This is a genomic window from Mesorhizobium sp. M0954 (assembly GCF_040319155.1).
Taxonomy (GTDB): Bacteria; Pseudomonadota; Alphaproteobacteria; order Rhizobiales; family Rhizobiaceae; genus Mesorhizobium.
Genome location: NZ_JAMYNR010000035.1, coordinates 37,612 through 59,089 on the forward strand (window position 1 = coordinate 37,612; position 21,478 = coordinate 59,089).

Below are 21,478 nucleotides of genomic sequence, written 5' to 3' on the forward strand. Positions count from 1 at the left end.
CCAAACAGGTCTGGCTGCCTGAGCGAAGCGATGCGATGCTGCCGGGGCCGCGAGGCTCCGGCAGTTTGATTCGGGGGCCGCGGCCGGCATGCTGCGCGTCCAGTGAAGCAAGGGGACGCGCCGACATTTTGGATTTTGTGCCTCCGGAGAAGGTTTACTTCGGGGATGCACGCCGGGGGGTGCGGGCTTGGCTGATATCGGCAAGGACATAGAACGACCTCTCGGACAGGCGATCCGGCTGCCGCACTCAGGCAGCGGGATCAGCGCCGGTACGGTCGCGGCCGCGCTTGTCGTGCTGTCCGTGGTCGGCGTCTCCAGCGCGATCGCCTTGCGAGACAAGCCGTTCCGGAAGCTGCAAGAAGTAGCCGTTTCGACGCCGACGACGCCGGCGGCGGATACCGCCGCCGCGCCCGCCAAGGCGACGCCCGAAACGGCAGCGCCAAGCAACGCAAGCGGGTCCAACATAAGCGGGCCGCAGACGGGCGGTCCGCAGATCATCCATGTCCAGACCGAGGGGGGCGACGCTCCACCCGAGGCGGCCATAGTCATTCGCGACCCTTCGACGATCGGCCAGAACCTCAGGATCGCGCATATTCCCGACAAGGCGCTGGTCGAGGCCAGCGAAACCGGTCCGTTGCCGATCCGCGCCCCCGACGGCAGGCGCCCGTTCGATGTCTATGCGCGGCCGTGGTCCGGGGCTCGCGGTGCACGCGTCGCGCTCGTCATCGGCGGGCTTGCCGTGTCGCAGACCGGCACGCAGGCAGCCATCGCCAAGCTGCCGGCGGAAGTGACGCTGGCCTTCGCGCCGCAAGGCAACAGCATCGGCCGCTGGATGCAGGTGGCGCGGCAGAGCGGCCATGAGGTCATCATGCAGGTACCGCTTGAGCCGTTCGACTATCCGAACGTCAATCCCGGCCGTAACACGCTGACCGTGGCTGCAACGCCGGACGAGAATTTGAAGAATTTACGCTGGGCGCTGTCGCGAACGACCAACTACACCGGCGTCATGAACTATATGGGCGCCCGCTTTTCGGCCGACGCGACGGCGATGGGGCCGTTGATGGCCGAGCTTGGCAAGCGTGGTCTGGCCTATGTCGACGACGGTTCGTCGGCGCGCAGCCTGGCACCCGAACTGGCGCTGAAGGACGGCGTGCCGTTCGTCGGCGGCGATACGGCGATCGATGCGGTGCAGGACCGCGGCGCCATATTGAAGAAACTGGATGGGCTGGAAGCGACGGCACGGGCGAAAGGGTTTGCCGTCGGCATCGGCTCGGCTTTCGACCTGACGGTGGATACCGTGTCTTCCTGGGTGACCGAGGCCAAGAAGCGCGGCATCGAGATCGTGCCGGTTTCGGCGGTGGCCATAGATCCGGAAAAAGGCTGAGATGGCAAAGAGCAAGCTCGTTGACCCCGAGGCGCTGCCCTACCGGCCCTGCGTAGGGGTGATGGTCCTCAATGAGGCCGGCCTGGTCTGGGTCGGCCGTCGCATTGCCGAGCCGGACAGCGAATTCGCTGGAACGACGCAGCTCTGGCAGATGCCGCAGGGCGGCATCGATGATGGCGAGGAGCCGCTGCCCGCGGCGGCGCGTGAACTTTACGAAGAGACCGGCATGCGCTCGGTGTCGCTGCTGGCCGAGGCGCCGCACTGGATCAAATACGACCTGCCGGCGCATCTGGTCGGCGTCGCCTTCAAGGGACGATATCGCGGCCAGACGCAGAAATGGTTTGCCTTCCGTTTCCACGGCGACGAAAGCGAGATCGCGATCAATCCGCCGCCGGGTGGCCACAAGGCCGAGTTCGACCGGTGGGCGTGGCGGCCGATGCTGGAATTGCCGGGCCTGATCGTGCCGTTCAAGCGCAAGGTCTACGAAGACGTGGTGGCGGCGTTCCGGCACCTGGTGGCGTAGCCGCCGGCCTTCCGTTAAAACAGGTCGGCATGAACAACATCTCCAGCAAATCTCTTCCGCCGACCGTCACCCTGAGCGAACCGATCAGCGAAGCCGCGGCAGGGGCGATCCTGACCATCGATCTCGGCGCCGTCCGTGAGAACTACCGGCGGCTGAAGGCGCGGCTGGGCGGCGTCGGCTGTGCTGGAGTGGTCAAGGCCGACGGCTATGGGATTGGCGCGGCGCCGGTGGCGGCGGCGCTGATGGGTGAGGGCTGCAATACTTTCTTTGTTGCGCATTTGGCCGGCGGCATCTTGCTGCGCAAGGCGCTCGGCTCAGATCCGGCCATTTATGTGCTGAACGGCATTCCGCCGGGTGCGGAAACGGAAGCGGTTGTGGCAGGGCTTTGCACCGTACTCAACAGCGCCAGCCAACTCGCGGCATGGCGCGAGATGGCCGGGCGGGTGGGCCGTAAGTTGCCGGCCGCCCTCCAGGTCGACAGCGGCATGTCGCGGCTCGGCATGACGCCATCCGAGGTGAAGGCAGTCGCGCAGGATCCGCAGGCTTTCGACGGTGTCGAACTGACGTTCGTGATGAGCCATCTCGCCTGCGCCGACGAACCCGAGCAGCCGGCCAACGAGCGGCAGCGGCTGGAATTCGAACGGCTGCGCCGGATGCTGCCGGAAGCGCCGGCTTCGTTTGCCAACTCATCAGGCATTTTTCTCGGACAGCGCTATCACTACGACCTCGTTCGTCCGGGTGCCGCTCTCTATGGCATCAATCCGACGCCGGCGAAGGAAAACCCGATGCTGCCGGTGGTGCGATTGCAGGCCAAGGTCATCCAGACGCGGATATTGGAGGCCGGCGCCGGTGTCGGCTACGGTCACACTTTCCACGCCAAGGCCCCGCTTGCCGCGGCGACGATTTCGCTCGGCTACGGCGATGGCTGGCATCGTCGCGCCGCTTCCGCCGCCTGGCTCGAAAATGTGCGGCTGCCCTTCGTCGGCCGGGTTTCGATGGATACGATCATCCTCGACATTTCCGCACTGCCGCCCGGCAGGCTGAAGGCCGGCGACCTCGTCGAACTGATCGGACCGTCGTCGCAGACGGTGGACCAGGTAGCCGGCCAGGCCGGCACCATCGGCTATGAGGTCTTGACCAGCCTCGGCCACCGTTTCCACCGGCGCTATGTGAATGGCTAGGACGCAAGGTTGTTGTCCTCACGCATGTCTTTTCCCTAAGCATCGGCACTTGGCTGGCGCCACAGAATCCGGCAGACATGAGGCGGCGATGATCCCGGTCTCGAATCCCGACGAGATGCCGCCGCGGAGAACCAAACGATGAAGATCTTCGTGCTGGGCGGCGGCGTGATCGGGGTCACCACCGCCTATTTTCTTGCCGAGGCCGGTCATCAGGTGACGGTGATCGATCGCCAGAAAGGCCCGGCGCTGGAAACCAGCTTTGCCAATGCCGGCGAGATCTCGCCCGGCTATGCCTCGCCCTGGGCCGGGCCCGGCGTTCCGCTGAAGGCCATCAAATGGCTTTTGATGAAGCACGGTCCACTGGTGGTGCGACCGGCCCTCGATCCGCATATGTGGATATGGCTGGTCAAGATGCTGCGCAATTGCACGGCTGAACGCTACGCGCTGAACAAGGCGCGCATGGTGCCGCTGGCCGAGTACAGCCGCGACACGCTGAAGGCGCTGCGCGAGGCGACCGGCATCGCCTATGACGAGCGCGCCAAGGGCACGCTGCAGCTCTTCCGAACGCAAAAGCAGCTCGACGGCGTCGGCGGCGATGTCGAGGTGCTGAAGGCCTATGGCGTCCCCTACGAGGTCCTCGACCCCGACGGCTGCATTGCGGCCGAGCCTGGGCTGGCCGGCGTGCGCGAGAAATTCGTCGGTGGCCTGCGGTTGCCCGGCGACGAAACCGGCGACTGCAAGATGTTCACCGACAGGCTTGCCGAGCTTTGCGCGGCACGCGGCGTCACCTTCGAATACGACACGGAGATACGGCGCGTCGTCAAGAAGCGCGATCGCATCACCAACATCAGCACCAGCAAGGGCTGGATGGTCGCCGATGCCTATGTGATGGCGATGGGCAGCTATTCGGCACGGTTCATGCGCATGCTGAAGCGGCCCATCCCGGTCTACCCGGTCAAGGGCTATTCGATCACCCTGCCGATCAAGGACGCCGCCGCCGCGCCGGTCTCGACCGTGATGGACGAGAGCTACAAAGTAGCGATCACCCGGCTCGGCGACCGTATCCGGGTCGGCGGCACGGCGGAGATTTCCGGCTTCGACCTGCGGCTGCATGAATCGCGGCGGCGCACGCTCGAGCATTCGGTCGGCGACCTGTTTCCGGGCAGCGGCGACATGCGATCGGCGACCTTCTGGTGCGGGCTGCGGCCGATGACACCGGACGGGCCGCCGCTGATCGGCCGCACCGATTTCTCCAATCTCTATCTCAACACTGGCCATGGCACACTCGGCTGGACCATGGCCTGCGGCTCGGCCAAAGTTCTGGCCGACATCATCTCCAGCCGGGTGCCCGACATCGACGTCGGCGATCTCGGGCCCGGACGATACGCCAAGTAAGACGCCCACCAGCTAAGACAGCCAGCGGCCGGCAGGCTCACGCGAACAAACCCCTGTCCCGTTCGACGGCCTTGGTAATGAAGCTCGCGACGACCTGGACGCGGCGCAGCGGCCTGACCGATTCATGATAGACCAGCCAGTAGGCGCGGCGGATGGGTGCGACGATATCGAGAGGCACCAGCTCCGGCATCGAGCGGGCAACGAAGGTGTGCAGGATGCCGATGCCGGCGCCGGAACGCACCGCTTCGGCCTGGCCGAGCGCGGAGGAAATGGCGAAGCTGGTCTGCCAGTCGGGGCTGAATTCGGCCGCGTAGTCGAGCGAGGGACTGACGATTAGGTCCGGCACGTAGCCGATCAGCGTATGCTGGCCTAGCTCGGCGGCGGTTCCGGGCAGGCCATGGGTGTCGGCGTAGGCACGCGACGCGAACAGGCCGAGCGTGTAGTCGACCAGCTTTCCCGCCACCAGGCGGCCTTCCGTCGGCCGTTCGACGGTGATGGCAATGTCGGCCTCGCGCCGGGACAAAGAGAAGGAGCGTGGCACCGGCACCAGCTGGATGGTGAGCTCACGGTGCAGAGCGGTCAGCGCGCCGAGGCGCCTGGCCAGGAAGGCGACGCCAAAGCCGTCCGGCGCGCCGATGCGCACGGTGCCCGAGATGTCGTCGCCTTCGCCTGAAACGGTCGAGCGCGCGGCGATCATGTCGCCCTCCATGCGTTCGGCAATCTCGAGGAAACGCTCGCCCGCCGGCGTCAGCTCACTGCCGGTGGTAAGCCGGCGAAACAGTTTTGTCCTGAGCGCGGCCTCGAGGGCGGCAATGCGGCGCGAGACGGTCGCGTGATTAAGCTCCAGCCGCCTGGCGGCGCCGAGGATCTGGCCGGCCCGCGCTACGGCAAGGAAGATACGGGCATCATCCCAGTTCATGAGGGTGGTCCGGATAATGACGATTACGGCAGCGCTCGACGGCGAAGAAACTCAATTTCTCAATCCCATGGCGTACACCGCACATCTCTATCATTTGCGCTATTTGATGCACAGACACCCACCGCTATCTATTTTGTGCACAACGGTTGCGTTTTCGCTCGCGTTGCCATCGCTTCCGCAAAGGCGGAGAATGCCTCATCACAAACCAGGGAGAGAGACCATGATCGAATACGGTCATTTCATCGGCGGCAAGCGCGTCGCCGGAACCAGCGGCCGCAAGCAGGACGTCATGCAGCCGATGGACGGCACGGTGCGCGGCACGGTGGCGCTGGCTTCGCAGGCGGAATTGCGCGCGGCGGTCGAAAACGCCAAGGCCGCACAGCCCGGCTGGGCGGCGACCAATCCGCAGCGGCGCGTACGCGTCCTGATGCGGTTCCTCGAGCTGGTCGCCAAGGAGTATGACGCGCTGGCCGAGATATTGGCGCGCGAACACGGCAAGACCATCGCCGACGCCAAGGGTGACATCCAGCGCGGCCTCGAAGTGGTCGAGGTCTGCATCGGTGCGCCGCATATGATGAAGGGCGAGTTCACCGATGGCGCCGGCCCCGGCATCGACGTCTATTCGATGCGCCAGCCGCTCGGCGTCGTCGCCGGCATCACGCCGTTCAATTTTCCGGCGATGATCCCGCTGTGGAAGATCGCGCCGGCCATCGCCTGCGGCAATGCCTTCATTCTCAAGCCGTCCGAACGCGACCCGGGCGTGCCGATGCGCATTGCCGAACTGTTTATCGAGGCCGGTCTGCCGGCGGGCATCCTCAATGTCGTCAATGGCGACAAGGAAGTGGTCGACGCCATCCTCGACGATGCTGACATCAAGGCCATCGGTTTCGTCGGCTCGACACCGATCGCCCAGTACATCTATTCGCGCGGCTGCGCGGCCGGCAAGCGCGTGCAGTGCTTCGGCGGTGCCAAGAATCACATGATCATCATGCCGGATGCCGACATGGACCAGACCGTCGACGCGCTGATCGGCGCCGGCTACGGCTCGGCCGGCGAGCGCTGCATGGCGATCTCGGTGGCCGTCCCGGTCGGCAACGACACCGCCAACCGGCTGATGGAAAGACTGGTACCGCGCGTCGAGAGCCTGAAGGTCGGTCCGTCGACGGATTCTTCCGCCGATTTCGGCCCGCTGGTGACGGCGCAGGCGTTGGAACGGGTCAAGTCCTATGTCGACACCGGCGTCAAGGAAGGCGCCAAGCTGGTCGTCGACGGCCGCGGCTTTTCCATGCAGGGCTACGAGAACGGCTACTATATGGGTGGCTGCCTGTTCGACAACGTGACCGCCGACATGCGTATCTACAAGGAAGAGATCTTCGGGCCGGTGCTGTCGGTGGTGCGCGCACCGACCTACGAGAACGCCATCAAGCTCGCCAACGAGCACGAGATGGGCAATGGCGTCGCCATCTTCACCCGCGACGGCGACGCGGCGCGCGACTTCGCCTCGCGGGTTCAGGTCGGCATGGTCGGGATCAACGTGCCGATCCCGGTGCCGATCGCCTACTACACCTTTGGCGGCTGGAAGGCGTCCTCCTTCGGCGACCTCAACCAGCACGGGCCGGACGCGTTCCGCTTCTACACCAAGACCAAGACGGTAACGTCGCGCTGGCCGTCCGGCGTGAAGGACGGTGCCGAGTTCGTCATCCCGACGATGAACTGACCGAACGGTTTCCTGTCAGCGCGTCCTCGCCTTCGGCTTGGGGCGCGCGGGCCGGCGTGAAGGATGGCGCCGAATTCGTCACCCCGACGATGAACTGATCCAAATCGCAGAAAGCAAGAAAAGGCCCGGGCACCAAGCTCGGGCCTTTTTGCCGCGGTCTTCATCGGCATGAACACTAATGTGATGGAACCAAGAAGGCAGCAATCTTCTTAGGTTGCAGTCCTGCCGCGAAGGAGATGCTGGCAGATCAACCAACGGCGCTGGTGACGGCTCCGGGGGATATCGTCCGGCGCAAAGGAGGTGTCAGATGGCACGTCTCATGGCGACTATAGCTTGCGCTGCGATGGCCCTTTCCGCCGTCCCGGCAATGGCTGCGGAGCAATGTGCGGCACGCGCCGATATGGTCAAGGCGCTCGGCGAGAAGTTTCATGAAAACCCGAGCGCGGTCGGCGTCGTCAATCCGAATGTGGTGCTTGAAGTCTTCGTTTCCGACAAGGGCACATGGACCATCCTCGCCAGCGACACAAAAGGTCAAAGCTGCGTGATTTCAGTCGGCGAAGGCTGGGAGAGCGCGATGACGAAAGCGGCGCTGCCAGGCACCTGAACGATTTATCACGGGTCTGCGCGCCTCGGCATGGCCGCGCGGCCTGTGGCTCATTCTTTCGGCGACAGCCGTAAAACGGATCTGCAGGCGCCCGCTTGGGCGCCTGCTTGCGCTTTTCCATTATCGATACCATATATCGAGAACATAATGGGAACATCTTAAATCGTTCCCACCAATGGCAGACCGGAACACAGAAAGGAACGACGCGATGATGATGACGTCGGAACCGGCCTGGATCGCTCCGGCAAAATGAGGCCGTCAAACCCCTCCTTTGCCGGAACGTGATGGCAAAGGAGGTGCCCTATGGCACGCAAATCGCTGTTGAGATGGGTGAAAACCCTGGTTCTTGCTGGCGCATTGGCGGTGGGTACGAACACCGCAGGCGCGCAATATCAACACTGCGTTGAACATGGCGAGCTCGTCGCCCATTTGAGCGAGAAGTTCCAGGAAAGGCAGTTTGCTTTGGGGCTGATCGGTCATGAGGCGGTCATGGAAGTCTTTGTCGCCGAGACCGGAACCTGGACCATCGTCGTCACCGATATCGCCGGCAGAAGCTGCATCGTCGCGGCCGGCGACAATTGGGAAAACGTGATGGCCCTGCCCGGCCAGGGCGCATGACGAAATGGCAGGCTCAGCGTGTGGCAGCTGCCTCGGCATGGCCGCGCAAAAGCGCCATCAGGCGCTTGGCGTCCTTGGCCGCGGCATCTTCGTCGCCGGCGAGGATCGAACGGATCAGTGCGACATGATGCTCGGCGGATTCGGCCAAGCCGGTATCGGCCTTGTAGCGGAACCAGAAGCGACGGCTATGGGTTTGCAAGGGTGCCGCCAGGCGCGCGGCGAACGGGTTGTCGGCAGCCAGGGCCAGCGCCTCGTCGAGCGCCTTGTCGGCCTGGATAAAGTAGAACACATTTTCCGAAATCACCGCCTTTTGCATGGCAAGGGCAGCGTCATGGAACAGGTCGGCGGCCTCGCGGGTGACGAAGCGGGCGGCCGAGCGGGCAAGCACCACCTCGACGCCACGGCGGGCGTCGAGGACACGCAGCCAGTCGCCGGGGTGAAGCGGCGCGATGGCGATGCCGGCGCGCGGCCGGACCTCGAGCAGGCCCTCCCAGGCCAGCCGCTGGATTGCTTCGCGAACCGGGGTGCGGCCGAGGCCGAGCCTGTCAATCAGCGCCCCCTCGGTGATGAAGCTCGCCGGCGCCAGTTCGAGAGTTACGATCATGTGCTCGAGCCTGCGGTAGGCCTTCGCAGTTGCCGGCTCGGAGCCCGGGCTGTCATATACCAATGCGGCATCTCCTGATATATTGTTGATATATCATATCAGATTCAACGTTGACAGCCGGCTTCTTAAGAAATATACGACTGATATATCAGATGGAGCGATCGACATGTGGGCCGGAGTCTTCCCCGCCGTTACGACCAAATTCACCGAGGACGACGGCCTCGACCATGCCGAGATGGAGCGCTGCTTTGCGCTGCAGATGGAGGCCGGCTGTGACGGCATCATCGTCTGCGGGTCGCTCGGCGAAGGCCCGATGCTGTCGCACGACGAGAAGATCGCGGTGCTGAAGACCGCGCAGAAGATCGCCGGCAAGAAACCGGTGCTGTTGACGGTCAACGAGGCCGGTACACGCGAGGCGGCGGCGATCGCGCGCCGCGCCGCCAAGGAAGGCGCCAACGGTTTGATGGTGGTGCCGAGCCCGATCTACCATACCAATGCCGAGGAGACGGTCGCGGCACTCAGCGCCGTCGCCGCGGCCGGCGACCTGCCGGTGATGATCTACTCCAACCGGCTTGCCTACCGCGTCGACGTTACCGTCGACCAGATGGAGGAGTTGGCGAAGGACCAACGCTTCGTCGCCATAAAAGAGTCCTCCGACGACATCCGCCGCTCGACCGAGATCATCAACCGCCTCGGCGACCGCTACGACCTGTTCACCGGCGTAGACAATCTCGCCTTCGAGGCGCTGTCGGTCGGCGCCATCGGCTGGGTGGCGGGCCTGGTCACCGCGTTCCCGCGCGAGACCGTCGCCATCTACCAGCTGATGCGACAGGGCCGCCGCGAGGAGGCGTTGAAGATCTACCGCTGGTTCCGGCCGCTGCTCGACCTCGACGTTTCGACCTATCTGGTGCAGAACATCAAGCTTGCCGAAGTGCTGGCGATCAACACCAACGACCGCGTGCGCATGCCGCGCCAGCCATTGTCGGGCGAGCGGCGCAAGGCAGTCGAAAAGATCGTCAGGGATGCGCTGGCGGTGCGGCCAGAGCTGCCGACATTCTGATCCAGTCGCTTTGAAGGCATTTGCAGATGTGCAGCGCGGCGCACGGCAATGAATGATAATGCTACGCTCGATGTCGCCATCATTGGTGGCGGCTTCATCGGCATCTGCGCCGCCGCCCTTCTGGCAGAGGCGGGGCGAAACGTGACGATCTTCGATCGGACGGGGATCTGTGAGGAAACCAGCTCCGGCAATGCCGCTGCCTTTGCCTTCTCCGATGTGCTGCCGCTCGCCCACAAGGGCATGATCAAGCAGTTGCCGAAATGGCTCGCCGACCCGCTCGGCCCGCTCAGCATCCCACCCGCGTATCTGCCGAAGCTGCTGCCCTGGCTGGTCCGCTTCTGGCGCGCCGGCCGAAGCGACCGCTATGAAGCCGGCCTTGCCGCGCAGGCCGGGATGATGAAGCTCGCCGAGGCGGAATGGATGGGCTTGCTCGACCGTTCCGGCACACGGCCGATGCTGCATGAGGACGGCTCGCTGGAACTCTACGACAGCGAGACCGAGTTCAAGGCTTCACTGCCCGGCTGGGCGGCAAGGCAGCGCTTCGGCATCGGCTTCGGCCATGTCGAGGGGAGCGCTCTCACAGCCCTGCAGCCCGGTCTGTCGCCGCGCTTCGTCAAGGGAACGTTCGTGCCGGGGTGGAAAACCGTTGCCGATCCCAAGCTGCTTGGAAAGGCCTTGTGGGCCTATGCCGAGAGGTTGGGCGCCGTGTTCGAAAGGGCCCGGATCGAGCGTGTCGAGGCGGGACAGGACGGCGCGATCCTGACCACGGCCGACGGCACGCGGCGACGGGCGAAGCACGTCGTCATCGCTGCCGGGGCCTGGTCGCATCTGCTGGCGAGACATCTCGGCGACGGAATCCCGCTGGAGACCGAGCGTGGCTACAACACGACGTTGCCGAAGACTGCCTTCGACGTAAAGCGGCAATTGATCTTCTCCGGGCATGGCTTCGTCATCACGCCGCTCGAGACGGGCCTGCGCGTCGGCGGCGCGGTCGAACTCGGCGGCCTTGAGAGGCCGCCCAATTATGCGCGCTCGAAAGCGCTGCTCGAAAAGGCGCAGAAATTCCTGCCGGGACTGGATCCGGCCAATGGACGCGAATGGATGGGGTTCCGGCCGTCGCTGCCGGACTCGCTGCCGGTGATCGGGCGGTCGCAACAAACGCCGTCGGTGGTGTATGGTTTCGGCCACGGTCACCTCGGCCTGACCCAGGCCGCGGTGACCGGGCGCTTGATCCGCGAGCTCGTTCTCGGGCAGAATCCATCGCTCGATCTCGGCCCGTTCAGCCCGCAACGGTTTTGAGTTCGAAGACAGTCAGTTGGGAGCCGGCATGGCCAAGAATTCCTTCTTCTGCATAGACGGCCACACCTGCGGCAATCCGGTGCGGCTGGTCGCCGGCGGCGGGCCTTTGCTCAAGGGCTCGACGATGATGGAGCGGCGAGCGCATTTCCTGGCCGAATATGACTGGATCCGCACCGGGCTGATGTTCGAGCCGCGCGGCCATGACGTGATGTCCGGCTCGATCCTCTATCCGCCGACGCGTGAAGATTGCGACATCGCCATCCTGTTCATCGAAACCTCGGGCTGCTTGCCGATGTGCGGCCACGGCACCATCGGCACGGTAACTTTTGCCGTCGAGCATGGGCTGATCAAGCCGAAGACACCGGGCGTGCTCAGGCTGGATACGCCGGCGGGCTTGGTCGTAGCGGAGTACAGCCAAGTCGGCGACTATGTGGAGGAGGTGCGCATCACCAATGTGCCTTCCTTCCTCTATGCCGAGGCTCTGACGGTCGAATGCCCCGGGCTCGGCGAGATCAGCGTCGATGTCGCCTATGGCGGCAATTTCTACGCCATCGTCGAACCGCAAAAGACCTATCGCGACATGGCCGACCATTCGGCCGGCGAACTGATCGCCTGGAGCCCGGTGATGCGGCAGCGGCTCAACGAGAAATATTCCTTCGTCCACCCGGAGAATCCCGGCATCGATAAGCTGTCGCACATATTGTGGACCGGGGCGCCGACCAACCCGCAAGCCGATGCCCGCAACGCCGTCTTCTACGGCGACAAGGCAATCGACCGCTCGCCCTGCGGCACCGGCACCTCGGCGCGGATGGCGCAGCTTCACGCCAAGGGCAAGCTTGGGGTCGGCAACGACTTCGTCCACGAATCGATCATCGGGTCGCTGTTCAAGGGCAGGGTGGAGAAAGAGGTCACCGTCGCCGGCAAGCCGGCAATCATTCCGTCGATCGGCGGGTGGGCGCGGATGACCGGATTGAACACGATCTTCATCGACGACCGCGACCCGTTCGCGCACGGCTTCGTCGTCAAATAGAGAAAACGCTGACGCAAGCGAAAGAAAGAGAGCGCGAACGGATTGCCTTCGACGGCGCAACGATCCCGCTCATCAACTTATTTTGACGGCGATTTCTTCGAAATGGGTCGCATGCTGCGATTGAATCGTCAAAGACATTGCGTTAGGCCAATGGTAGGGTCCGCGATGGTCCAGGGGGCGGACGGGAACAAAACGGGCAATCGGACGACGTGCGGCGAAAACACGCGTAATGATCGAAAAATCACGTTGCAATCCGGGCTCGAAACTTTACGACTAGGGAAAATACGAAAAGGAATGCGTCTGCATGGGCGACATTCCAGGGGAGCCACGACAGCATGCAGTATTTTGTCCAGCAGCTTATCAACGGGCTGACGCTGGGATCGATCTATGGGCTGATAGCGATCGGCTATACGATGGTCTACGGCATCATCGGCATGATCAATTTCGCCCATGGCGACATTTTCATGATCGGCGCTTTCACCGCGCTCATCGTTTTCCTTATCCTTGGTGCGTTGTTCTATTCGCTGCCGATCGTCGTTGCGCTGCTGATCATGATGATCGTCGCGATGCTGCTGACCAGCCTGTATAACTGGACGATCGAGAAGGTGGCCTACCGGCCTTTGCGTGGTTCATTCCGGCTGGCGCCGCTGATCACCGCGATTGGCATGTCGATTGCGCTATCCAATTTCGTCCAGGTGACGCAAGGGCCGCGCAACAAGCCGGTCCCGCCAATGGTGTCCAAGGTCTACAACATCGAAGGCATCAGCGTCTCGCTGAAGCAGATCATCATCGTCCTGGTCACCATAGTCCTGCTGGCGCTGTTCTGGTACCTGGTCAACAAGACCTCGCTCGGCCGGGCGCAGCGCGCCTGCGAGCAGGATCGCAAGATGGCCGCACTGCTCGGCGTCGACGTCGATCGCACCATCTCGATCACCTTCATCATGGGCGCCGCCCTTGCCGCCGTCGCCGGCACGTTGTTCCTGATGTATTACGGCGTGGTGGTGTTTTCCGACGGCTTTACGCCCGGTGTGAAGGCGTTTACTGCCGCGGTGCTCGGCGGCATCGGCTCACTGCCCGGCGCCGTGCTCGGCGGGCTGATGATTGGCTTCATCGAAAGCATGTGGTCGGCTTATTTCTCGATCGACTACAAGGACGTCGCCGCCTTCTCCATCCTGGCGATCGTGCTGATCTTCCTGCCTTCCGGCATTCTCGGCCGGCCAGAAGTCGAAAAGGTCTGAGATCATGGCGGTTACCGTGTCTCCGGAAAGCACCGTCGTCGCCACCCCGGTCCAGCGCGCTTTTCGCGAAGCGCTCTATGCCGGCGCCATCTCGCTTGGCCTGTTCGTGCTGTTCATCGGCCTGAAGACCGACCAGAACATCTCCAACGAACTGATCCTGGTGCAACGCTGGGGCTTGCTCGCCGGCGTCGTGATCGCCACCATGGCAGGACGCTTCCTTTATGTCGCCTATGGCCAACCCTTCCTGGCGAACCAGAAGATCGTCGACGTCGCCACCGGCCTGCTGCCGGTCAGCCTGGCTTCGCGATTCTTCCGCCTTCCCGCGTTCATCGTGGCGCTCGCCGTCGCCGTTATTCTGCTCGCGCTCAGCAGCTTTCTGACCGAGGCCTTAGGGCCGGAACTTTCCGATTTTGTGCGGTTCCTGCGGGCGCTCGCAATCATCTATGCGCTGGCTTGGCTGATATATCGGTTCCGGGCCTTCATTCACGCTCATTTCTCGGCATTGGGCATAACCGCACTGGCGCTCTACCCGATTATCGTGGTGTTGGTGCTGGCTCTATATGCCGGGTCGATGGCCGCCGGTTTCCAGGGCTCGCTGAAATATGTCGACAATTACGGCATCCAGATCCTGATCTACGTGATGCTGGCTTGGGGGCTGAATATCGTTATCGGCTTGGCCGGCTTGCTCGATCTCGGCTATGTCGCCTTCTACGCCGTCGGTGCCTACGCCTATGCGCTGCTCGGCACGCATTTCGGCCTCTCCTTCTGGATCCTGCTGCCCGCCGCCGGCCTGATGGCTGCGTTCTGGGGCGTGATGCTCGGCTTCCCGGTGCTGCGCCTGCGCGGTGACTATCTGGCGATCGTGACGCTCGCCTTCGGCGAAATCATAAGGCTGGTGATCATCAACTGGCGCGAGGTGACCAACGGCTCGGCCGGCATTTCCGGCATCCCGAAGGTGTCTTTCTTCGGCCTGATGTCGTTCAACGTTTCCGATCCGAACTACATCTCGAAGGTGCTCGGCATCGCCCAATCGGGTGCCTACTACAAGATATTCCTCTACTATTTGATCCTTGGGCTCTGCCTGCTGACGGCCTTCGTCACCGTGAGGCTCAGGCGCCTGCCGGTCGGCCGCGCCTGGGAAGCGCTGCGCGAGGACGAGATCGCCTGCCGCTCGCTCGGTATCAACACCACCACCACCAAGCTCACGGCCTTTGCCACGGGCGCGATGTTTGGCGGCTTCGCCGGCTCGTTCTTTGCCGCGCGGCAAGGCTTCGTCAGCCCGGAATCCTTCGTCTTCCTGGAATCCGCGATCATCCTTGCCATCGTCGTGCTTGGCGGCATGGGCTCGCTGGTCGGCATTGCCGTCGCCGCCATGGTGATGATCGGCGGCACCGAAATCCTGCGCGAACTGGATTTCCTCAAGACCGGCCTGAGTTGGGGCAACATCAAGGTTATACCCGGGTTCGGCCCCGACTTCACGCCGGAGCTTTATCGCATGCTGTTGTTCGGCATGGCCATGGTCATCGTCATGCTGTGGAAGCCGCGCGGCTTCGTCGGCAGCCGCGAGCCGACAGCCTTCCTCAAGGTGCGCAGGGCGGTGTCGGGGTCCTTCACCAAGGAGGGACACGGCTGATGAACGCGAGCCCCTCCGTGAACGATGCCATCCTGCAGGTCGATCATTTGTCGATGAAGTTCGGCGGTCTCGTCGCCATCGGCGACCTGTCGTTCCAGGCCAAACGCGGCGAGATCACCGCGCTGATCGGTCCCAACGGCGCCGGCAAGACCACCGTGTTCAATTGCATCACCGGTTTCTACAAACCGTCGGAAGGCATGATCACGCTCAATCGGCGCGACGGCTCGACCTTCCTGCTCGAACGTTTGCCGAACCATGAAATCCCGGCGCGGGCCAAGGTGGCGCGCACCTTCCAGAACATCCGCCTGTTCTCGGGCATGACGCTGCTGGAGAACCTGCTGGTCGCCCAGCACAACAAGCTGATGAAGGCGTCCGGCTATACCATTCTCGGCCTGTTCGGTTATAGCGGATACAGACAGGCTTCGGCGGAATCGGTTGAACTGGCCGAGCACTGGCTGGAGAAGGCCGATCTCGTCGACCGCGCCGACGATCCTGCCGGCGATCTGCCCTATGGCGCGCAGCGACGACTCGAAATTGCTCGCGCCATGTGCACCGGCCCTGAGCTTCTGTGCCTCGACGAGCCGGCCGCCGGCCTTAATCCGAAGGAATCGGCGGCGCTCAATGCACTGCTGATGGACATCAAGGACAACACCGGCACGTCGATCCTTTTGATCGAACACGATATGGCGGTGGTTATGCAGATTTCAGACCATGTCGTCGTGCTCGAATACGGGCGCAAGATCTCCGACGGCAACCCGCAATCGGTGCGGACCGACCCGCGCGTCATCGCTGCCTACCTCGGCGTCGAAGACGAGGACGTCGAGACGGTGCTGACCGAAGTCGGCGACGAGGACGTCATCGAGCAACTGGATACGGGTCCGGATGCGGCGCATGGACCGGGCACATCGTCTTCGTATCTCGCCGGACCGGTGGCCGATACGGTCGGCCATAGCGAGGGCGAACGCGTCACCGTGTCAAAGGGCGCTTCGAAAGCCGGGCAGATCGATGCAAGGTCGAGTGCCGCGGCAAAGTCCGGATCGCCGGCCAAAGCCAAATCGGCCGCGAAATCTTCTGCCGCAAAATCTTCCACTGCAAAGCCGGCCTCCAAGGCTCCGGTGAAGTCAAAAACTCCCGGCACCTCTAATCGGCGTGGAGGGCGGAAATAATGGCCGGCACAACGCTGCTCGATATCAAGGGCGTCCAGACCTACTACGGCAACATCAGGGCGCTGAACGGCGTCGATGTCACGGTCAAGCAAGGTGAGATCGTAGCGCTGATCGGTGCCAACGGCGCCGGCAAGTCGACGCTGATGATGACCATCTTCGGTGCTCCCCGCGCCCGCGCGGGTACCATCACATTCGCCGGTACCGACATCACCCAGATGCCGACCCACGAGATCGCGCGCATGCGCATCGCCCAGTCGCCGGAAGGGCGCCGCATTTTCCCGCGCATGACGGTGATGGAAAACCTGCAAATGGGCGCCAGCCTCGACAACCTCGAGCATTATGACGAGGACGTCGAGAAGGTGTTCACGCTGTTTCCACGCCTGAAGGAACGCATTGCCCAGCGTGGTGGCACGCTGTCCGGCGGCGAGCAGCAGATGCTGTCGATCGGGCGCGCGCTGATGGCGCGGCCGAAGCTGCTTTTGCTCGACGAGCCGTCGCTTGGCCTGGCGCCGCTGATCGTCAAGCAGATATTCGACGCTATCCGGGAGCTGAACCGCACGCAGGGACTGACGGTGTTCCTGGTCGAGCAAAACGCCTTCGGCGCTCTGAAGCTCGCCACGCGCGGCTATGTCATGGTCAACGGCAACGTGACGATGAGCGGCACCGGCAAGGAGTTGCTCGCCAATCCGGAGGTGCGCGCCGCCTATCTCGAAGGCGGCCATCACTGAGTTTCAGGAGACATCAATCATGCAGGGCATTGTCTATGAGGAACCTTCGATCTGGCAGTTCTTCTTCGTCACCTGCCTGCTCGGCGGCTGGGCGGCGTGGATGACGGGCAAGGCATGTGCGCAGACGTGGCGCAGCTTCGCCCAGTTGTTCGCCTACATGCTGGGGCTCGGCATCGGCGTAAGATTCATCCATCATGCGCTGTTCGGCGGAACGATGTTTTCGCTGCATTACTACGTGGTCGACACCATCGTGCTGATGATATTGGGCTTCATTGGCTACCAATACACGCGCACCAACCAGATGGTAACGCAGTATAATTGGCTTTACGAAAGAGCCTCTCTTTTGAGCTGGAAACCAAAAGGTTGACATTTATCATTAACGGCGCTTCAGGGATGAATCGGCGTGACAAGTGCCTGAAAATCGGCAAAGTACTCTTTCTGCGAGCAAGAGTGGGCATCGCATGAAAGCAACATCCACGCCCACTCGGTAAATGGGAGCGTTTCAATGAAAAAGTCACTTTTGTCCGCCGTCGCCCTGACCGCGCTTGTCGCGTTCAGCGGCAGCGCGTGGGCTGACATCCTGATCGGCGTTGCCGGTCCGATCACTGGCCCGAACGCAGCATTCGGCGCGCAGTTGCAGAAGGGCGCCGAACAGGCTGCCGCCGATATCAACGCGGCTGGCGGCATTAACGGCGAGCAGATCAAGATCGAGGTCGGCGACGACGTGTCGGATCCGAAGCAGGGCATCTCGGTCGCCAACAAGTTTGTCGCCGATGGCGTCAAATATGTCGTCGGCCACTTCAATTCGGGCGTCACCATTCCGGCGTCAGAGGTCTATGCCGAGAACGGCATTCTCGTCATCACGCCTTCCGCGACCAACCCGAAGCTGACCGAGCGGGGCCTGTGGAACACGTTCCGTACCTGCGGACGCGACGATCAGCAGGGCAAGGTTGCCGGCGACTACCTCGCCGCGCACTTTAAGGACGGCAAGATCGCCGTCGTCCACGACAAGACGCCTTACGGCCAGGGTCTCGCCGACGAAACCAAGAAGGCACTCAATGCTGATGGCGTGACCGAAGCCATGTATGAGGGCATCAATGTCGGCGACAAGGACTTCTCGGCGTTGATCGCCAAGATGAAGGATGCCGGCGTCAACGTCGTCTACTATGGCGGCCTGCACACCGAGGCCGGCCTGATTATGCGCCAGCTCGCCGATCAGGGTCTCAAGGCCCAGTTCATGTCCGGCGACGGCATCGTGTCGAACGAATTGGCCTCCATCGCTGGCGATGCCGTCGACGGCACGCTGATGACGTTCGCTCCCGATCCGCGCAAGAACCCGAACGCCAAGGAACTCGTGGAGAAGTTCCGCGCCGCCGGTTTCGAGCCTGAAGCCTATACGCTCTACTCCTACGCCGCGCTGCAGATCGTCGCCGCCGCCGCCAACAAGGTCGGCTCTTCCGACGACGCGCAGAAGGTTGCGGAAGAGATCAAGAAGAGTGGCCCGTGGAAGACCGCCATCGGCGACATCGGCTATGACGCAAAGGGCGACATCACCCGTCCCGACTACGTCATCTACACTTGGAAGAAGGGTGACGACGGCAAGTACACCTACTTCGAACAATAAGCCGGCAAACGCCTGCAGCCCAAAAAATGCCCGGCGCCTCGCGCCGGGCATTTTTCATTTGTCTTTTGCTTCATCGCATGGGCGCAAGGATTTAAATCGGTTTAGCCGACGTCTCCATTTTTGTTTGCACTGCAGCATTTTCGCGCTAATCATGTCCGACAGTTCCCTTTCCCGCGTCCGGAGCCCTGTCCTTGGCAATCTCGAAGATCCTTGTCGCCAACCGCTCCGAAATAGCCATCCGCGTCTTCCGCGCGGCCAATGAGCTCGGCCTCAAAACCGTGGCGATCTGGGCAGAGGAGGACAAATACTCCCTGCATCGCTTCAAGGCCGACGAAAGCTACCAGGTCGGGCGCGGGCCGCATTTGGCCAGGGACATGGGGCCGATAGAAAGCTATCTGTCGATCGAGGAGGTTATCCGCGTCGCCAGGCTATCGGGCGCCGATGCCATCCATCCAGGCTACGGCCTGCTGTCGGAAAGCCCGGAATTCGCCGAGGCCTGCGCCACGGCCGGCATCATCTTCATCGGGCCAAAGCCGGATACGATGCGCAGGCTAGGCAACAAGGTCGCCGCTCGCAACCTCGCGATCGAAGTCGGCGTGCCGGTAATTCCCGCCACCGATCCCTTGCCGGACGACATGGAGGCGGTAAAGGAACTCGCCAAGACGATCGGCTACCCGGTGATGCTCAAGGCATCCTGGGGCGGCGGCGGCCGCGGCATGCGCGCCATCCGCTCCGAGGCCGATCTCGCGCGCGAGGTCATGGAAGGCAAGCGTGAGGCGAAGGCGGCTTTTGGCAAGGACGAGGTCTATCTCGAAAAGCTGATCGAGCGCGCACGCCATGTCGAGGTGCAGGTGCTGGGCGACACTCATGGCAACGCCGTGCACCTGTTCGAGCGCGATTGTTCGATCCAGCGCCGCAACCAGAAAGTGGTCGAGCGGGCGCCGGCGCCCTACCTCGAAATGTCACAGCGCGAGGAGCTTTGCGGCTACGCGCTGAGGATCGCGCGCGAAACCAGCTATATCGGCGCCGGCACGGTCGAGTTCCTGCAGGATGCCGATACCGGAAAATTCTACTTCATCGAGGTCAATCCGCGTATCCAGGTCGAGCACACGGTCACCGAACAGGTGACCGGCATCGACATCGTCAAGGCGCAGATCCATATCCTCGACGGCTTTGCCATCGGCACGGCGGAATCGGGCGTTCCGGCGCAGAAGGACATCAGGCTCAACGGCCACGCGCTGCAGTGCCGCATCACCACGGAAGATCCCGAGCATAATTTCATCCCCGACTATGGCCGCATCACCGCCTATCGCGGTGCCACCGGCTTCGGTATCCGCCTTGATGGCGGCACCGCCTATTCGGGCGCGGTCATCACCCGCTTCTACGATCCGCTGCTGGAAAAGGTAACGGCGTGGGCGCCGACGCCGGCCGAGACCATCGCCCGCATGAACCGGGCGCTGCGCGAATTCCGCATCCGCGGCGTGGCGACCAACCTCACGTTCCTCGAGGCGATCATCAATCACCCGAGCTTCGCCGACAATTCCTACACCACCAAGTTCATCGACACGACGCCGGAACTGTTCGCCAGTGTGAAGCGGCAGGACCGCGCGACCAAGCTGCTCAACTACCTTGCCGACGTTTCGGTCAATGGTCATCCCGAGACGCGCGGCCGGCCGCAGCCAAAGGCCGATGCGGCGCCACCGGTGGTGCCATATCTCAACGGCAATGTGCCTCAAGGCAGCAAGCAGAAGCTCGACGTGCTCGGGCCGGAGAAATTCGCCGCGTGGATGCGCGAGCAAACAGAGGTGCTGGTCACCGACACGACAATGCGCGACGGGCATCAATCCTTGCTCGCGACGCGTGTGCGCACCTATGACATTGCCGGAATTGCCGGCACCTATGCGCGTGCTCTGCCGCAGCTTTTGTCGCTCGAATGCTGGGGCGGCGCCACATTCGACGTCGCCATGCGCTTTCTCACCGAAGACCCATGGGAGCGGCTGTCCCTGGTGCGCGAGGCAACACCCAACCTTCTGCTGCAGATGCTCCTGCGCGGTGCCAACGGCGTCGGCTATACCAACTATCCCGACAATGTCGTCCAGCATTTCGTCCGCCAGGCCGCTGCCGGCGGCATCGACCTGTTCCGGGTCTTCGACTGCCTGAACTGGGTCGAGAACATGCGCGTGGCCATGGATGCGATCGGCGCCGAGGGCAGACTGATCGAAGCGGCGATCTGTTATACCGGCGACATACTCGATCCGGCGCGGGCCAAATACGATCTGAAATACTATGTCGGCCTGGCCAGGGAATTGCAGGCGGCAGGCGCCCATATCATCGCCGTCAAGGACATGGCTGGGCTTCTAAAGCCGAGCGCTGCCCGCGCGCTGTTCAAGGCACTGCGCGAGGCGACGGACCTGCCGATCCACTTCCACACCCACGACACATCCGGCCTGTCGGCGGCAACCGTGCTGGCGGCGGTGGAGAGCGGCGTCGACGCCATCGACGCGGCGATGGATTCGCTATCGGGCAACACCTCGCAGCCGTGCCTGGGTTCGATCGTGGAAGCGCTGAAGGGCACCGAGCGCGATCCGGGCCTCGACCCGCAGTGGATCAGGAACATCTCGTTCTACTGGGAGGCGGTGCGCAACCAGTATTCAGCCTTCGAAAGCGACCTGAAGGGGCCGGCATCGGAGGTCTATCTGCACGAAATGCCGGGCGGTCAGTTCACCAACCTCAAGGAACAGGCGCGCTCGCTCGG

At 63.0% G+C, this 21,478-nt stretch carries 18 protein-coding genes and 1 pseudogene; 17 read left to right on the plus strand and 2 right to left on the minus strand.

The window, feature by feature from the left end; translation table 11 throughout:
• Nucleotides 1-187 precede the first annotated feature (187 nt).
• The 4 genes and pseudogenes from NKH93_RS29790 to NKH93_RS29805 form a co-directional block, all read left to right on the plus strand.
• Nucleotides 188-1,384: a divergent polysaccharide deacetylase family protein gene (locus tag NKH93_RS29790; protein ID WP_352974624.1), complete on the plus strand. Its 1,197-nt coding sequence runs from the start codon at nucleotides 188-190 to the stop codon at nucleotides 1,382-1,384.
• 1 nt (nucleotide 1,385) lies between these two features.
• On the plus strand, nucleotides 1,386-1,907 hold the full coding sequence (locus NKH93_RS29795) for an RNA pyrophosphohydrolase (protein WP_352974627.1): 522 nt from the start codon (nucleotides 1,386-1,388) through the stop codon (nucleotides 1,905-1,907).
• Between the two features lie 29 nt (nucleotides 1,908-1,936).
• On the plus strand, nucleotides 1,937-3,088 hold the full coding sequence (gene alr, locus NKH93_RS29800) for an alanine racemase (protein ID WP_352974630.1): 1,152 nt from the start codon (nucleotides 1,937-1,939) through the stop codon (nucleotides 3,086-3,088).
• A 117-nt stretch (nucleotides 3,089-3,205) separates the two neighbouring features.
• A pseudogene (locus tag NKH93_RS29805) lies at nucleotides 3,206-4,483 on the plus strand (D-amino acid dehydrogenase); the annotation flags it as partial.
• A gap of 37 nt (nucleotides 4,484-4,520) precedes the next feature.
• Here NKH93_RS29805 and NKH93_RS29810 read toward each other — a convergent pair.
• Nucleotides 4,521-5,402, minus strand: a complete 882-nt coding sequence (locus NKH93_RS29810) for a LysR family transcriptional regulator (protein WP_352683316.1) — start codon at nucleotides 5,400-5,402, stop codon at nucleotides 4,521-4,523.
• Nucleotides 5,403-5,622: 220 nt separating this feature from the next.
• On the opposite strand from NKH93_RS29810, the gene NKH93_RS29815 reads away from it, so the two are divergent.
• The 3 genes from NKH93_RS29815 to NKH93_RS29825 all read left to right on the plus strand — a co-directional run bounded on the left by NKH93_RS29815 (nucleotide 5,623) and on the right by NKH93_RS29825 (nucleotide 8,341).
• On the plus strand, nucleotides 5,623-7,119 hold the full coding sequence (locus NKH93_RS29815) for a CoA-acylating methylmalonate-semialdehyde dehydrogenase (protein WP_352613323.1): 1,497 nt from the start codon (nucleotides 5,623-5,625) through the stop codon (nucleotides 7,117-7,119).
• Between the two features lie 307 nt (nucleotides 7,120-7,426).
• On the plus strand, nucleotides 7,427-7,723 hold the full coding sequence (locus NKH93_RS29820) for a hypothetical protein (protein WP_352471247.1): 297 nt from the start codon (nucleotides 7,427-7,429) through the stop codon (nucleotides 7,721-7,723).
• Between the two features lie 303 nt (nucleotides 7,724-8,026).
• A complete protein-coding gene (locus tag NKH93_RS29825; protein ID WP_352471246.1) occupies nucleotides 8,027-8,341 on the plus strand; it encodes a hypothetical protein in 315 nt (104 codons plus the stop codon).
• 13 nt (nucleotides 8,342-8,354) lie between these two features.
• On the opposite strand, the gene NKH93_RS29830 is transcribed toward NKH93_RS29825, so the two are convergent.
• Entirely contained in the window at nucleotides 8,355-8,945 is a 591-nt protein-coding gene (locus NKH93_RS29830; RefSeq protein WP_502893709.1) for a GntR family transcriptional regulator, read from the minus strand.
• Nucleotides 8,946-9,111: 166 nt separating this feature from the next.
• Here NKH93_RS29830 and NKH93_RS29835 point away from each other — a divergent pair, with 166 nt between their 5' ends.
• The 10 genes from NKH93_RS29835 to pyc form a co-directional block, all read left to right on the plus strand.
• Complete coding sequence (locus tag NKH93_RS29835) at nucleotides 9,112-10,005, plus strand: dihydrodipicolinate synthase family protein (RefSeq protein ID WP_352471244.1); 894 nt, start codon at nucleotides 9,112-9,114, stop codon at nucleotides 10,003-10,005.
• A 48-nt stretch (nucleotides 10,006-10,053) separates the two neighbouring features.
• Nucleotides 10,054-11,304, plus strand: coding sequence for an NAD(P)/FAD-dependent oxidoreductase (locus NKH93_RS29840; protein WP_352974641.1), 1,251 nt, complete (start codon nucleotides 10,054-10,056; stop codon nucleotides 11,302-11,304).
• Between the two features lie 28 nt (nucleotides 11,305-11,332).
• Nucleotides 11,333-12,334, plus strand: coding sequence for a 4-hydroxyproline epimerase (locus NKH93_RS29845; protein WP_352683322.1), 1,002 nt, complete (start codon nucleotides 11,333-11,335; stop codon nucleotides 12,332-12,334).
• 335 nt (nucleotides 12,335-12,669) lie between these two features.
• The gene (locus tag NKH93_RS29850; RefSeq protein WP_352454929.1) at nucleotides 12,670-13,572 is read left to right on the plus strand and encodes a branched-chain amino acid ABC transporter permease; all 903 of its coding nucleotides are present in this window, start codon (nucleotides 12,670-12,672) and stop codon (nucleotides 13,570-13,572) included.
• 4 nt (nucleotides 13,573-13,576) lie between these two features.
• The gene (livM, locus tag NKH93_RS29855; protein ID WP_352767577.1) at nucleotides 13,577-15,205 is read left to right on the plus strand and encodes a high-affinity branched-chain amino acid ABC transporter permease LivM; all 1,629 of its coding nucleotides are present in this window, start codon (nucleotides 13,577-13,579) and stop codon (nucleotides 15,203-15,205) included.
• On the plus strand, nucleotides 15,205-16,371 hold the full coding sequence (locus NKH93_RS29860) for an ABC transporter ATP-binding protein (protein WP_352540330.1): 1,167 nt from the start codon (nucleotides 15,205-15,207) through the stop codon (nucleotides 16,369-16,371). Before livM ends, NKH93_RS29860 begins: the two co-directional genes overlap by 1 nt.
• On the plus strand, nucleotides 16,371-17,099 hold the full coding sequence (locus NKH93_RS29865) for an ABC transporter ATP-binding protein (protein WP_352471239.1): 729 nt from the start codon (nucleotides 16,371-16,373) through the stop codon (nucleotides 17,097-17,099). Before NKH93_RS29860 ends, NKH93_RS29865 begins: the two co-directional genes overlap by 1 nt.
• A gap of 19 nt (nucleotides 17,100-17,118) precedes the next feature.
• Complete coding sequence (locus tag NKH93_RS29870) at nucleotides 17,119-17,466, plus strand: DUF6867 family protein (protein WP_352471238.1); 348 nt, start codon at nucleotides 17,119-17,121, stop codon at nucleotides 17,464-17,466.
• A 138-nt stretch (nucleotides 17,467-17,604) separates the two neighbouring features.
• Nucleotides 17,605-18,723 (plus strand): branched-chain amino acid ABC transporter substrate-binding protein, encoded by a 1,119-nt coding sequence (locus NKH93_RS29875; protein ID WP_352471237.1) that lies wholly within the window; start codon nucleotides 17,605-17,607, stop codon nucleotides 18,721-18,723.
• 191 nt (nucleotides 18,724-18,914) lie between these two features.
• Nucleotides 18,915-21,478, plus strand: a 2,564-nt coding sequence (gene pyc, locus NKH93_RS29880; protein WP_352974648.1) for a pyruvate carboxylase, incomplete at its 3' end; no start/stop codon positions are given.

Coding starts and splice junctions, on each gene's coding strand:
- NKH93_RS29795 (WP_352974627.1), top strand. CDS start 1,386: ATGGCAAAGAGCAAGCTCGTTGACCCCGAGGCGCTGCCCTACCGGCCC.
- alr (WP_352974630.1), top strand. CDS start 1,937: ATGAACAACATCTCCAGCAAATCTCTTCCGCCGACCGTCACCCTGAGC.
- NKH93_RS29810 (WP_352683316.1), bottom strand. CDS start 5,402: ATGAACTGGGATGATGCCCGTATCTTCCTTGCCGTAGCGCGGGCCGGC.
- NKH93_RS29815 (WP_352613323.1), top strand. CDS start 5,623: ATGATCGAATACGGTCATTTCATCGGCGGCAAGCGCGTCGCCGGAACC.
- NKH93_RS29820 (WP_352471247.1), top strand. CDS start 7,427: ATGGCACGTCTCATGGCGACTATAGCTTGCGCTGCGATGGCCCTTTCC.
- NKH93_RS29825 (WP_352471246.1), top strand. CDS start 8,027: ATGGCACGCAAATCGCTGTTGAGATGGGTGAAAACCCTGGTTCTTGCT.
- NKH93_RS29830 (WP_502893709.1), bottom strand. CDS start 8,945: ATGATCGTAACTCTCGAACTGGCGCCGGCGAGCTTCATCACCGAGGGG.
- NKH93_RS29835 (WP_352471244.1), top strand. CDS start 9,112: ATGTGGGCCGGAGTCTTCCCCGCCGTTACGACCAAATTCACCGAGGAC.
- NKH93_RS29840 (WP_352974641.1), top strand. CDS start 10,054: ATGAATGATAATGCTACGCTCGATGTCGCCATCATTGGTGGCGGCTTC.
- NKH93_RS29845 (WP_352683322.1), top strand. CDS start 11,333: ATGGCCAAGAATTCCTTCTTCTGCATAGACGGCCACACCTGCGGCAAT.
- NKH93_RS29850 (WP_352454929.1), top strand. CDS start 12,670: ATGCAGTATTTTGTCCAGCAGCTTATCAACGGGCTGACGCTGGGATCG.
- livM (WP_352767577.1), top strand. CDS start 13,577: ATGGCGGTTACCGTGTCTCCGGAAAGCACCGTCGTCGCCACCCCGGTC.
- NKH93_RS29860 (WP_352540330.1), top strand. CDS start 15,205: ATGAACGCGAGCCCCTCCGTGAACGATGCCATCCTGCAGGTCGATCAT.
- NKH93_RS29865 (WP_352471239.1), top strand. CDS start 16,371: ATGGCCGGCACAACGCTGCTCGATATCAAGGGCGTCCAGACCTACTAC.
- NKH93_RS29870 (WP_352471238.1), top strand. CDS start 17,119: ATGCAGGGCATTGTCTATGAGGAACCTTCGATCTGGCAGTTCTTCTTC.
- NKH93_RS29875 (WP_352471237.1), top strand. CDS start 17,605: ATGAAAAAGTCACTTTTGTCCGCCGTCGCCCTGACCGCGCTTGTCGCG.